This is a genomic window from Nocardia sp. NBC_01730, from assembly GCF_035920445.1.
In the GTDB taxonomy this organism is placed as follows: domain Bacteria; phylum Actinomycetota; class Actinomycetes; order Mycobacteriales; family Mycobacteriaceae; genus Nocardia.
Genome location: NZ_CP109162.1, coordinates 7,763,808 through 7,776,873, shown reverse-complemented (window position 1 = coordinate 7,776,873; position 13,066 = coordinate 7,763,808). Strand labels below are relative to the sequence as shown.

Annotated in this window: 10 protein-coding genes; 3 read left to right on the top strand and 7 right to left on the bottom strand. The window is 68.6% G+C overall.

Going from position 1 to position 13,066, the window contains the following annotated elements; all coding sequences use genetic code 11:
- Window positions 1–69 precede the first annotated feature (69 nt).
- The 3 genes from OHB12_RS32310 to OHB12_RS32300 all read left to right on the top strand — a co-directional run bounded on the left by OHB12_RS32310 (window position 70) and on the right by OHB12_RS32300 (window position 3,984).
- The gene (locus tag OHB12_RS32310) at window positions 70–444 is read left to right on the top strand and encodes a hypothetical protein (protein WP_327113733.1); all 375 of its coding nucleotides are present in this window, start codon (window positions 70–72) and stop codon (window positions 442–444) included.
- Window positions 441–1,487, top strand: coding sequence for a hypothetical protein (locus tag OHB12_RS32305; protein ID WP_327113731.1), 1,047 nt, complete (start codon window positions 441–443; stop codon window positions 1,485–1,487). Before OHB12_RS32310 ends, OHB12_RS32305 begins: the two co-directional genes overlap by 4 nt.
- A gap of 478 nt (window positions 1,488–1,965) precedes the next feature.
- Window positions 1,966–3,984 carry a polyprenyl synthetase family protein gene (locus OHB12_RS32300; RefSeq protein WP_327113729.1) on the top strand — a complete coding sequence of 673 codons (2,019 nt, stop codon included), beginning with the start codon at window positions 1,966–1,968 and terminating at the stop codon, window positions 3,982–3,984.
- A gap of 72 nt (window positions 3,985–4,056) precedes the next feature.
- On the opposite strand, the gene OHB12_RS32295 is transcribed toward OHB12_RS32300, so the two are convergent.
- The 7 genes from OHB12_RS32295 to OHB12_RS32265 all read right to left on the bottom strand — a co-directional run bounded on the left by OHB12_RS32295 (window position 4,057) and on the right by OHB12_RS32265 (window position 12,781).
- Window positions 4,057–4,890 carry a hypothetical protein gene (locus OHB12_RS32295; RefSeq protein WP_327113727.1) on the bottom strand — a complete coding sequence of 278 codons (834 nt, stop codon included), beginning with the start codon at window positions 4,888–4,890 and terminating at the stop codon, window positions 4,057–4,059.
- Entirely contained in the window at window positions 4,887–5,492 is a 606-nt protein-coding gene (locus tag OHB12_RS32290; protein WP_327113725.1) for an ABC transporter ATP-binding protein, read from the bottom strand. The genes OHB12_RS32295 and OHB12_RS32290 overlap by 4 nt, the downstream gene beginning before the upstream one ends.
- A 333-nt stretch (window positions 5,493–5,825) precedes the next feature.
- Complete coding sequence (gene proB, locus OHB12_RS32285; protein ID WP_327121669.1) at window positions 5,826–6,926, bottom strand: glutamate 5-kinase; 1,101 nt, start codon at window positions 6,924–6,926, stop codon at window positions 5,826–5,828.
- 185 nt (window positions 6,927–7,111) lie between these two features.
- Window positions 7,112–8,566 carry a GTPase ObgE gene (gene obgE / locus OHB12_RS32280; protein ID WP_327113723.1) on the bottom strand — a complete coding sequence of 485 codons (1,455 nt, stop codon included), beginning with the start codon at window positions 8,564–8,566 and terminating at the stop codon, window positions 7,112–7,114.
- 121 nt (window positions 8,567–8,687) lie between these two features.
- Window positions 8,688–8,954: a 50S ribosomal protein L27 gene (rpmA, locus tag OHB12_RS32275; RefSeq protein WP_327113721.1), complete on the bottom strand. Its 267-nt coding sequence runs from the start codon at window positions 8,952–8,954 to the stop codon at window positions 8,688–8,690.
- 22 nt (window positions 8,955–8,976) lie between these two features.
- A complete protein-coding gene (rplU, locus tag OHB12_RS32270; RefSeq protein ID WP_043688633.1) occupies window positions 8,977–9,288 on the bottom strand; it encodes a 50S ribosomal protein L21 in 312 nt (103 codons plus the stop codon).
- A 334-nt stretch (window positions 9,289–9,622) separates the two neighbouring features.
- The gene (locus OHB12_RS32265; protein ID WP_327113716.1) at window positions 9,623–12,781 is read right to left on the bottom strand and encodes a translation initiation factor IF-2 N-terminal domain-containing protein; all 3,159 of its coding nucleotides are present in this window, start codon (window positions 12,779–12,781) and stop codon (window positions 9,623–9,625) included.
- Window positions 12,782–13,066 lie beyond the last annotated feature (285 nt).

Genomic DNA, 13,066 nt, shown 5'->3' with positions numbered 1-13,066 from the left:
TGGCTACTGCTGACCCGGCACTCGGCTTCCGGTTAGTCTGGGTCGGACCGACCGATCTCAGGGGTGACGATGACGATCGAGACCAGCCGAGCCGATATCGCCCGATTCAAGAAAGCGGCGCAGGCAGGAACCTTCCAGTTCGATCCGGCGGCGGCGCGACGGTGCGCCGAACAATACGACCGACAGGCCGATCAGCTGATCCACCTGCAGCGGCGCCTCGAATCCGCCGCGGATCTGGGCGGATTCGGCGGATTCAACTCCGCGCAGCAGCTGCAGGCAGGTTTCGGCCACAAGGCGCGCGACGCCGCGGCACTGCTCGATCATTACATCGAGGCCGCCTATCGAATGAAGGAGGCGTTCCTGATCAGCGGCGGACTGCTCGAAGAGGCCGACGCCGCGAACGCCGCCGCCCTGCGCGCCATCGAATCGAGGTTACCCCGATGACCGGCTCGGACCCCACCTACATCAGCGCGATGGAGCACTTCGAGTCGATGCGGCACGAAGAGATCTACGCCAAGGCACAGCAGATCGACGCCGCGCAGGTGCTGCACGCCTCGGCGATCTGGCTGGAGGTGGCCGGGACGCTCACCACCTCGTTCCCACTCACCCGGGGCAGTGTGGACCGCGTGCTGAACTCGACGGAGTGGAAGGGCGCCACCGCCGACGCCGCGGATGCCAGCGCACGCAGCTTCGCGGCGTCCGTAGACGAGCTGGCCGCGGTCATGGGCCAGGTCGGCGCCCGGCTCGGCAGCGTGGCCGCGGCCGCGGAGGCGGTGAAACTCGCGGTGGCGCCACCCGGCAACTCCGGACCGATCAGCACCGTGGCGAAACTCCTCGAGGCCGCGCACGTCATCAACGCGCAGACGGCCCTGGAAGCGCTGCGGCAGGAGGCCGTGCTCGCGATGAACATGATCTACAAGCCCGCCTACACCCTGGCGGGAACATCGGTGCCCGCCCTGCCCACGCCGCCCCAGGCGCCCGCTCCGAACTCGCAGTTCGCGCCGCAGGCCGTTTCACCCGCGCAGCCAGGCTATTCGACGCCCGCCCCCGTGCGTCCGGACGGGGACCAGTCGATGCCGAACACACCACAGCCCGCGCCCTCCGCGCCGGAATCCCGAGCACCATCGCAGACTCCGGCACCGCCGACTCAGCAGATGCCCGATTCGCAACCGACACCGCCGACGCAACAGGCTCCGCCGACTCAGCAGGCACCTTCGAACCCGCAGGCACCGTCCACACCGCCCGCGCCGCCGACGCAGCAGGCACCGTCACCCGAACCCGCACCCCCGACACAACAGACACTCCCGCCTCCCCCACCCACACAACAGATCCCGCAGCCCGCACCGTCTCCGCCGCCGATCCCTGGCCCCGCCGGACCTCCGGTACAACTACCCGGTCCGGGCGAGCAACCGGGCGTCACCGGCCCGGTGCAGGAACACCCCGAGCAGGTACCCACGACCAACCAGCCCGGCGTCGTCCCGTACTGACGTCGAGACCGGGTGCTGAGCACCCGGCACCGTTGCTCGAATTCGCGACGGACCAGCACCGCCGGCGCCTCGTCGGCAATCTGTCGAGCCGCACCGCTCGCGCGACGACAATCGAAGGCGCTCACCGATGGAGCACGAGCTTCGGCTCGAAGCCCGCCAACGTCCTGCCCGCCTCCGATGCCAACCCAGGCTGTACGCGTGCCGCGGTAGCCGATGCCGAACACCGTTGTCGTTCTGTGCATTCAGGTCGCACGTCGATCGGCCTGCCCGTTCGACAGCGGTTCCCCAGGCGCCGTCCATGTACGCCGTTTACCGCACCCCGCGGCACCGCACGGGGAAAGCCGCAGCCGACCGGCATCACCCCAGTTCCGAAGACATCAAAATTGGCCGATACCAACATTTTCCGCGCCAAATACTGTCAAATTCCACTGTTCGACGGTGTTATAGATGTCCGATGTAACCAGTCAGGAGTGCCCACGTGCCACGTGAAATCGATTCCGCGGTCTTCCCGCATCTGAATGCGGACCTGGACCGCGTCCGCGAGGTTCTCGGACCCGTGCAATTGCCGGCCAGGCCCGAACTGGCCGCACTCACAGACGAGGGACCCGACACCTCTCGCCGCCTGGTCCGCCCCACGTTGACGTTGCTGTCGTACTACCTGCTCACCGATCCCACGGTCCCGGCCGACGACCGGGCGGTGCGCGCCGCTGCCGCCGTGGAGTTGCTGCATCTGGGTTCGCTTTACCACGACGACGTCGTCGATCACGCCTACGAGCGTCGCGGCCGTCCCAGCGCCAACGTAGTGTGGGGATCGCATATGGCCGTATTGGGTGGGGACTCCGTGATGCTCACGAGCGTGCGCATGCTGGCCGAACTCGGCCAGCGAGAAGTTCTCGCGGGGGCGATCGCGGGCGAGCAGATGTGCGCGGGCATGGTGATCGAGGCCGCCGACCAGTATGTGGCCTCCCGCAGCGAGCAGTCCTACCTGGACGCGATCGACGGCAAGACCGCGGCGGTGCTGTCGCTGGCATGCCGATTGGGCGCGATGCAAGCCGGCCGCTCCGAGGCTGAGGAAGAAGCGCTGGCCGGGTTCGGTCGACAGTTCGGACTGGCCTACCAGCTGTATGACGACATCCTCGACTTGACCTCGACCGCCGAAGAAGCGGGTAAACCGGTCAACGCGGATCTACCCGAGGGCATCTACACACTTCCCGTGATCCGTGCCGCAGCCCGCGACCAAGACCTTGCCAACATGCTGTGCAGAACAATGACGCGTGAGCAAGCCGCACATGCCCACGAGCTCGTCATCGCCTCTGGCGCCGTGGACGAAGCACAAGCGAGGGCCGAGGAATTCATGGACGAGGCCGCCGGTCAGCTCGCCGCCGTGGCCGTTGCACCGGGCGCCCGCCACGCGATGACCGCCTACACCCGATCCATACTCGACCGGCGAACTCCTGGCCCCGCGGTCCACCGACCCTCGACACAGCCACCCGGGGCTCACAGCGATGCGTTCCCGCCGCAGGTCGCGCAATCGTTGAAAAGCTGGATGGTGGACACCGGCCTTGCCCTCACCTCGGACGAGGCCGACTACCACCGGTGGACAGGAGCGATCCGGATCCCGCGACGCTGGGCCCCAGCAGCGGACGCGGCCGTTGAACAGACCGCCTACCGCATGGCCGTGCTGCTCCTTGCGTGGGACGACCTGTTCGAGGATCCGCAGCTGACCGACCCGGCAGTCGTGACCGCGCTGAGGCGTGGCATGGTGGCAACGCTCCGCCAGGACCCGGAGAAACCGTGGAGGCCCGGCGCGATCCCGGCGTCGTGGGCGAGTTTGTGGCCGCGTCTGCGCGAGGGCCGGACCGCCCGCTGGCAGGAGCAGTTCCTCGACAACCTCGAGCAGTGGTGCGTAGCCTGCGAACGCGAAGCGCACCATCGCATCAACGGCTACATCCCGCCCACAGCCGACTACCTGCCGCTGCGGATGTCGACCAGTGGGATCGACACCGCCCTCTCCGCCATGGAGGTGCACCAGAACCGGGAACTGCCCTCGACGCTGCGCAACCACCCCGTGATCCGCCGTCTCGAGGAACTCGCCTTCTGGGTGACCTTCGTGGAGAACGACCTGGTGGGGTTGGATCAGGACGAGGCAGACCAAGTCCCCTACAACCTGGTCAGGGCGGTCTGTCATGAGACCGGCTGCACCCGCGGCGAAGCCGTCGAGCAGTTGCAGCGCCAAGTGGCGGATCAGCGCGCCCAGCTTCAGGCGCTGATCCGCTACATCCCCGCGCTCCTCCGCGTGCTTCCCGGCCTGTCGGGCAAGGGGAAGGACTACGCGGAGATATATGTGAACCTGACGAACGTAGGGCTCTGGGCGCGTGAGAGCGATCGGTACGAGGAAACCTCCGGTTCCGCGGTTTCTGCGGTGCCGGACTTGGAACGCTTGCGCCGTGAGATCTACTACTACCCGGCCACCGAACCGGCTCCTACCGCGCCGTAAACCCCGCCAGCCGGCAAATCAGGGTGTGTCCCGCGCGATCTCCGCCGTGGCCGGTCGCGCGGGACACACCCTTCACTGCTTCGCCGGCTGTCCGGACCTCGCCGCTCCTGGGATGCGAGGTCCTGGGATGCGGATCCACATCGCGGACCGAAGAGACGAGCGGGTGCGCAGATGGAAAGCGACCAGTCCGACGAGGGCGGTCGCGGTGAACCAGGCCAGTTGCACGGCGAAACCCGCGAATAGTGTGGTGTCGGAGAAACCGGCCGCGGTCGAAGCCTGCATTGCCCCGTAGGAGGGCAGCCAGCGCACGAAATCGCTGTCCGCCCCAGCGCTGGCGATGGGGTTCTGCACGGCCAGGTCGATGGCGCTGATCATCGCGAGGGCGAACATGCCCTCCACGTCGCGGCGCAGCAGCGCGCCGAGAGCGACGCCCAGCGCCCCGTAGGTCATCGCTGCGCAGAAAAGCGCCGTCGCGAGCAGGACAGGCTGCCGAGGCGACCAGTAGCAGCAGATGATCGCGGTGGCGTACGCGCTGACCGCTACCGAGGCCACCACCAGGCAGGCGATCTTCGCCATACCCAGCGCAACCCGGGGATAGCCGGCCATCGACAGTCGCCGGTCGAATGCTCCGCTGCTGAAAGTCGCCGCGAACATCATGAACCCGATGATCAGTGACACCGCCATCACGGCGACGCTGATCTGAGCGAGCTCATTGCCGTTGGCACGCAGAACCAGACCGGTGTCCCGAAGCCGGAACGGTACCTCGATGTCCGTGACGGCCACACGCACCAGAGTGATCAATATGGGGACGAAGACTGCGACCAACAGCATGGCGAACCGGTTACGAGCATGCTCGATGAGGCCGTAGCGGGTGGCGATCACGAACAGCCGCACACCCTCGCTCATCCGACCTTCTCCTGTCTGCTTTCTAGGACGCCGTCGTGCAACCGCCACACCTGATCCAGCTTGTCGGTGTCGTGGGCCAGATGCGAGACGACCAGAACCGACCGGCCGGTGTCACGGAAATCCGCGACCAGATCCCAGAAACGCAGATACGTCTCCCAGTCGAAACCCTGGTACGGCTCGTCGAGCAGCAGAACCTGGGGGTCGTGCATCACCGCCAGCGTCAGGTTGAGCTTCTGGCGCGTGCCGCCGCTCAGCGCCGCGACCCGCTCACCGGCGTACTCGGAGAAACGCAAGATCTCCATGGTCTCCTCGGCCCGCCGCAAGTCCGGGATCGCATAGGCCGCGGCGAAGAAGTCCAGGTGCTGGCGAACCGTGAACGCGTCGTTCAGGATCACCTGCTGCGGGCAGTAACCGAACCGCCCACGGTGCCGGACCACCCCCCGGTCCGGTCGCAGCCCTCCAGAAAGAACCTTCAACAACGTCGACTTGCCCACCCCGTTCTCACCGACGATTCCCACCAGCGCCCCCGCAGGCAACACGATGTCGATGCCACGCAGCACCGACCGCTTGCCGTATGAGTGGTGGACATCCTCCACTTCCATCAACGCCCCTTACCTGTCGCCGACGTAGTGGCCGGGCAGCCATTCGCATGCTACCAACCAACGACGAAAACCCATGCCAAGACGGCCGATTCGCGGCACACGCCTCCGTCAGCGCGGCCAGCTCTTCGACCGCCGCGAAACCGCTGCGCCGCAACATGTTACGGATCCGGGATCGACCCCAAGATGCGGCGCATGTCCGCCTGCACGGCCGACAGCGGTGCCCAGTTATCGTGTTCGGCTTCTCGCCTGGTTGTGGACCGGGCAGGATGTACACGCCCGGCGCCCACAGGAGAACCGCGGCCTCGCCTCGACGACCGCGAAGGAGCTGTGCGACTACACCTTGACCAGATCGTCGGCGTGGATGACCGGGCGCTGCATGGTGTCCGGCAGTTCGGCCGTTGAGCGGCCGAGCATGCCCGCGAGTTCGGTGCTGTCGTATTCGACGACGCCGCGGGCGACGATGCGATTGTCGGGAGCCACCAGGTCGACGACGTCGCCGCCGTAGAAGCGGCCGCGGACGCCGGTGATACCCGCGGCGAGCAGCGACCGGCGCCGGTCCGCCACCGCCAGCACCGCGCCGTCGTCGATGAGCAGCGCACCGCGGCTGTCAGCCGCGTGCCGGACCCAGAACTTGCGGGCGGACAGGCGAACCGGGCGTGCGGCGAAGGCGGTGCCGACGGTGCCGGTGGTCAGTGCGGTGGCGGCCGAGGAGGCAGCGGCCAGCAGGACGGGCACACCCGCGTCGGCGGCGAGCCGGGCGGCGGACAGTTTGGACGCCATGCCGCCGGTGCCGAGCGCGCCGCCACTGCCCGCGATCACGCCGTCCAGATCGGCGCTGCTGCGGACCTCGGGAATGAGGGTTGCCGCGCCCTTGCGCGGGTCGCCGTCGTAGAGGCCCTCGACGTCGGACAGCAGCACGAGCGCGTCCGCGCCGACCAGGTGGGCGACCAGCGCGGCGAGCCGATCGTTGTCGCCGAAGCGGATCTCTTCCGTTGCGACGGTATCGTTTTCGTTCACCACGGCGACCGCACCGAGGGAACGGAGGCGGTCGAGGGTGCGCTGCGCGTTGCGGTGGCGCTCGCGGCGGGCGAAGTCATCGGCGCTCAACAGCACTTGGCCGACGGTTCGGCCGTAACGGGCGAACGACGTACCCCAAGCGTGCGCCAGCGCCAGCTGCCCGACACTCGCGGCGGCCTGTTTGGTAGCCAGGTCGCGCGGACGACGGCTCAGCCCCAGCGGCGCGATGCCCGCGCCGATGGCACCCGACGACACCACGACCACATCGGAGCCCGCGCGCATGCGCGCCTCGACCGCGTCCGCGAGCCGATCGAGCCGCGTGGTATCCAGCCCGCCCTTCAGACTGGTCAGCGCGGACGAACCGATCTTCACCACCACTCGGCGCGCCGACGCGATCGCCAGCCTGGCCACACTCAGGCCCGATGCCGAATCCGCCTCGGCAGTACTCGAACTCACCTGCATCGCCACCGAACTCCCTGCACCACAATCGAATCCACGGCAGTCCCCGCGGATGCCCTGACCCGAACCGGACTGTAGCCGATCGAACCCGCCGGTCGCGGCGCACATCCTGCCCGCGGGGCGACTCGACCGACGTACACGTCCTATTCCTCGTCCTCTTCCACCAACCCGCGGCGCACCCGGGACGCGTGTTTGCGCTCCGCGGCGCCCACCCGGTCGGACTGCTCCAGACGGATGTCGGTGCCGCGACCGGTGGGCACCATATCGATGCCCGCCGAGATCTGCGGCTCCCACTCGAAGGTCACGTCGCCGATGGTCACCGGCGCGCCGGGCTCGGCGCCCAGCTTCACCAGTTCGTCCTCGACGCCGAGGCGGGCGAGCCGGTCGGCCAGGTAGCCGACGGCCTCGTCGTTGTCGAACTGGGTCTGGTGCACCCAGCGTTCGGGCCGGGTACCGCGCACGATGAAGCCGCCGGGCTCCTCCGGGTCGGCGAGCACGCTGAATCCGGTCTCGTCCACCGCGATCGGGCGAATGACCGGGCGCTTGGGCGCAGCCTTCGGATGCTCCTCGCGATATCGGCGCACCAGATCGGCGAGGGCAAAGGTCAAGGGGCGCAGGCCGGCCCGACTCACCGCGGAGATCTCGAACACCGGCCAGCCCCGCTCGGTGAACTCCAGGGTCACCATCTCGGCGAGCTCGGCGGCGTCCGGCACGTCGATCTTGTTCAGGATCACCACGCGCGGGCGGTCGGCCAGATCACCGAGACCGGCATCGGCGCTCAGCGCGGGCTTGTAGGCGGCCAGTTCGGCTTCCAGCGCGTCCACATCCGACACCGGGTCGCGGCCCGGCTCCAGGGTGGCGCAGTCCACCACGTGGGCCAGCACAGCGCAGCGCTCCAGGTGCCGCAGGAAGTCCAGGCCCAGACCGCGGCCCTCGCTGGCACCCGGAATCAGGCCGGGCACGTCCGCGACGGTGAAGGTGGTGTCGCCGCTGGCGACCACGCCGAGGTTCGGCACCAGCGTGGTGAACGGGTAGTCCGCGATCTTCGGCTTCGCCGCCGAGAGCACCGAGACCAGCGACGACTTTCCCGCCGAAGGAAAGCCGACGAGCCCGACGTCGGCGACCGATTTCAGCTCGAGCACCAGGTCGCTCTCTTCGCCGTCCTCCCCGAGCAGAGCGAAACCAGGCGCTTTGCGCGCCTTAGACGCCAGCGCGGCGTTGCCGAGCCCGCCGCGGCCACCACGGGCCACGATGAAGCGGTTGCCCGCACCGACCAGGTCGACCAGCACCTTGCCGTCGTCGTCGAGCACCACTGTGCCGTCGGGCACCTTCAGCACCAACTCGGCGCCCTGCTTGCCGTCGCGATTCCCGCCCTCGCCCGGCTTGCCATTGCCCGCCTTCGCGTGCGGGTGGAAGTGGAAGTCCAGCAGGGTGTGCACGTTGGAGTCGACCTCGAGGATCACGTCTCCGCCGTTGCCGCCGTTACCGCCGTCGGGTCCACCGAGCGGCTTGAACTTCTCGCGGTGCACCGAGGAGCAGCCGTGGCCACCCTTCCCCGCACGCACATGCAGTACGACACGGTCGATGAACTTGGACATACGCCGAATCATCCTCCTTCGGGACTGGTCGTACTTCGGGCTGGTCGTTCGGAAACACGAAAAACGGGCCAGGGTTTCGAGACCCTGACCCGCTCGCTGTTGTCCGGAAGTGGTGAGGCGGTCAGGCCTGAACCGGCTCCGGGACGACGATGTTGACGGTCTTGCGTCCGCGCTTGTTACCGAACTCGACCGCGCCCGCCGCAAGGGCGAACAGGGTGTCGTCACCGCCACGGCCGACGTTCACGCCGGGGTGGAAGTGGGTGCCACGCTGACGCACCAGGATCTCGCCCGCCTTGACCGTCTGGCCGCCGAAGCGCTTGACGCCGAGTCGCTGGGCGTTGGAATCGCGTCCGTTCCGGGAGCTGGATGCACCCTTCTTGTGTGCCATAGCTGAATCTCCTCGGGGTGTCTTACTTGATGCCGGTGACCTTCAGGACCGTCAGCGGCTGACGGTGACCCTGGCGCTTGTGGTAGCCGGTCTTGTTCTTGAACTTGTGGATGCGGATCTTCGGGCCCTTGGTCTGCTCGACCACCTCGGCGGCCACCGAGACCTCGGCCAGCTTCGCGGCGTCGGTGGTCAGCTCGGCGCCATCGACGACGAGGACCGGATCCAGTGCCACAGCGGTGCCCGGCGCACCCTCGATCTTCTCGACCTTCACCAGGTCACCGACCGCGACCTTGTACTGCTTTCCGCCGGTCTTGACGATCGCGTACGTTGCCATCGGTCGGCTGCCCTTCTTCCTGTAGTGCTCGGCACTTGCTCACGCGGCAGCTTCTCCGGCCGGATGATGCCACCGGAGACCGCCACACAACTCGTCTGGTAATCGCCGCCGCCTCGGCGCCTGGTGGCTCTCCGTATCGAACTGCGAGAACCGGGGCCACGAAGACAGAACATGCTGTCACCGGGCAGCGACTGTCCAAGATTACAGGACGCCCACCGCCACAACCAAACCGGCGCCCTGGTGCCCGCCCTGTCGACGCTGTGAATTCGCTGTCATGGCAGGCACGTGGCCCCGCCGATTACACCGACGGGGCCACGTGGACATGCACGACAACTTACTGCGACGCGTCGGGCGCCCCCGCCGCGCGGCCGACCGCACGCCTGCGCGGCCTCCTGCGCTGCGGCAACTCGACCGGCTCCGGCTCGGTGTAGTCGACGGCGGGCGCGGGCGCCTGCTCCACGGTGGGCAGCACGAACACCGCGCCGGAGCTGTCCGCGGCGGGCGCGGCAGCCGAACGAGCAACCCTGCGGCGACGGGCCGGACGGGCCGCCGCTTCCGAAACCCCGTTGGCCGTGGACGCGGCGGGCGACCCCGGGGCCGGTGCGGGCTCGACCTCTTCGACAACCTCGACAACCTCGACGACTTCGGCGGGTTCGGTCTCCGGCTCTTCGGCGGGCACCGCCACCGCGGCATGGACCGTCTCCGCGACCTCGGTCTCGGTCTCGGTCTCGGTCTCAGCGAGGACGTCACCTTCGGCAGCCACGTCGGACTGGTCAGCCGCGGTCTCGACCGCCTGCGCGGTCTCGCTCGCGGCGGGCTCGGCGACCACCGACTGCGCCGCGTCGGCCGGCTCATAGGCCCGCTTCGGCGGTTCCTCCAGCTCGGCGTCCTCGGTGTGCTGCGCCGCCATCGCCAGCGCGACCGGGTGCGCCCGCTTGACGGCCGCATCCTCCTCGGCGTGCTCCGGCACGGGGGCGGCGCCGTTCGCGGCCGGAGCCTGCGCGGCATTCGCCGCACCCTTGTCCCGGCCACGGCGCCTGCGCGAACCGCTCTCGCGGGTTCGCCCCGCATTCTCGTCGCCGGAGCCGGGCTCCACCGGGTATGCGTGCACAAGGATGCCGCGGCCGTGGCAGTGCTCGCAGGTGGTGGAGAACGCCTCGACCAGGCCGGTGCCGAGCTTCTTGCGGGTCATCTGCACCAGGCCGAGCGAGGTGACCTCGGAGACCTGATGACGGGTGCGGTCGCGACCGAGCGCCTCGGTCAGGCGGCGCAGCACCAGGTCCCGGTTGGACTCGAGCACCATGTCGATGAAGTCGACGACGATCATGCCGCCGATGTCGCGCAGCCGCATCTGGCGCACGATCTCCTCGGCAGCCTCCAGGTTGTTCCTGGTAACCGTCTCCTCCAGGTTGCTGCCGCCGGAGCCGGTGAACTTGCCGGTGTTCACGTCGATCACCGTCATGGCCTCGGTGCGGTCGATCACGAGGGTGCCGCCGGAGGGCAGCCACACTTTGCGATCAAGCGCCTTGGCCAGCTGTTCGTCGATCCGGTAGGTCTCGAACACGTCCACGCCGTTGTTCTCGTGCCGAGAGACTCGCGCGAGCAGGTCCGGTGCGACGGTGCCGATGTACTTCTCCACCGTGCCCCACGCCCGGTCACCCTCGATGACCAGCCTGGAGAAGTCCTCGTTGAACAGGTCTCGGATGACCTTGACCAGCAGGTCGGGCTCCTCGTAGAGCGTCTTCGGCGCGCCGCCGTCCTTGCTCGCCTGCTTGTCGATCGTGCGCCAGGTCGCCTGCAGCCGTTCCACGTCGCGGGCCAGCTCGGCCTCGCTGACGCCCTCGGACGCGGTGCGGATGATCACACCGGCGTCGGCGGGGACAATGTCGCGCAGGATGTCCTTGAGCCGCTTGCGCTCGGTATCGGGCAGCTTGCGGCTGATCCCGGTGGAGGTGCCACCCGGCACGTACACCAGGAAGCGTCCGGCCAGGCTGATCTGGGTGGTGAGACGGGCTCCCTTGTGACCGACCGGGTCCTTGCTGACCTGTACCAGCACCTGGTCGCCCGGCTTGAGCGCCTGCTCGATCTTGCGCTCCCTGCCGCCGAGCTTGGCAGCCTCCCAGTTCACCTCACCGGCGTAGAGCACGCCGTTGCGGCCGCGGCCGATGTCGACGAACGCTGCCTCCATGCTGGGCAGCACGTTCTGCACTTTGCCCAGGTAGACGTTGCCGACCATGGACGCGGAGCCGGTGCTCGTGACGAAGTGCTCAACGAGGATGTCGTCCTCCAGCACCGCGACCTGTGTGGCGGTCGGGTGCTCCGGGAAGGACTTCTCGCGCACCACCATGACCCGATCCACCGCCTCGCGGCGGGCCAGGAACTCCGACTCGGTCAGAATCGGCGGGCGGCGGCGGCCTGCCTCGCGGCCGTCGCGGCGACGCTGACGCTTGGCTTCCAGCCGGGTCGAACCGGTAATGCCCTGCACCTCGTCGACGACGACGCGGCCGCGGCTCTTGTTGCGCGGCTCGCGCTCGTGCACGACGGTGTTCGGCGGATCGTCCTCGGAGGGCTCGTTCTCGCCGGACTCGCCCGCCACCTTGCGACGGCGGCGGCGCCTGCGACGACGACTCGCACCCTCCGGCACGCCGTCCTCGTCCTCGGAGTCGGCGGTCTCCGAAGAATCCGAAGAATCCGAAGACTCGGCCTGTTCGGCGGTCTGCTCGTCCTCGGCATCGGAATCGATCTCGTCGCCGTCGCCGTCGGAGTGCTGCTCACCGCGCCCGCGGCCACGGCCACGGCGGCCACGACGCCTGCGGCGCGGCTGGCCCTCGCCGTCGTCCTGCTGCTCCGACGGCTCGTGGTCGTCCTCGGTGACCTCAGTCTCGTCCTCGACGGGCTCCGGAGTCGGCTCCTCGACGCGGCGGGCCTCGCGTTCCGCGCGGCGCTGCCTGCGCGCCTGCTCGACGGCCGCGGCGTCCGGGGAAAGGAACAGTGGCGCCTGCACGACGCCGGCGGACTCGAACACCACGGGGGCGACGGGCTCCGGCTCCTGTCGCACCGGGTGGGTGAACAGCTGCGCCGACGGCTGGTGCGCCGGGCCGCTCGCCGTCTCCGGCTGCTGCCCGTGGATGGGCGCGTCCGGCGCGGAGAAGACGACGCCGGGACGAGCGAAAGACTCCTCGGCCCGCGGTTGTCGCGCGGGGGTGGCGGGCGCCGGTTCGGTGTCGCTCGCTCGCACGGCAGAATCCGCCGGCGCGGGCGGCTCGGCCGGGGGTTCTCCCTCGACCGGAACCAGAGCGTCGCGCACCGACTCGGCTACGGCACGGTCGACATTCGATTGTGCGCTGCGGGCGTCCGCCCCCAGCTCGGTCAGTTTCGCCAGGATGCGCTTGCTCGTCACCCCCAGCAGCTTGGCTAGTGCGTGAACTCGGATTCGCTCCGGCAATTGTTCGGCATCCTGTGATGTTGTTTCCAGCGGCTCTTGATCGGCCACGAAAGTCTCCTCGGGCCCCCGGGCGCGTCCCTCCCGGTGGGAGTGACGCGGCCGGCGCGGGGGCGCTGTCTGTTCGCCCCACGCCCAGTGGCGCGAGGTCAAGTGGTCTCGCCCCGCGTGCCCGGTTATCACCTATGTGTTCGTTGTTCGGGCTAACTGGTCACGCGGCGCCTGGCTCTATGGCTGAACTCCGCGGATCGAGCGCTCATCCAGCGTGCCGACGCGAACAGCGAGCCCCGCAACGGGCTGTTTGTCCATGGCAGCGATGATCGGCATCGAACCGTG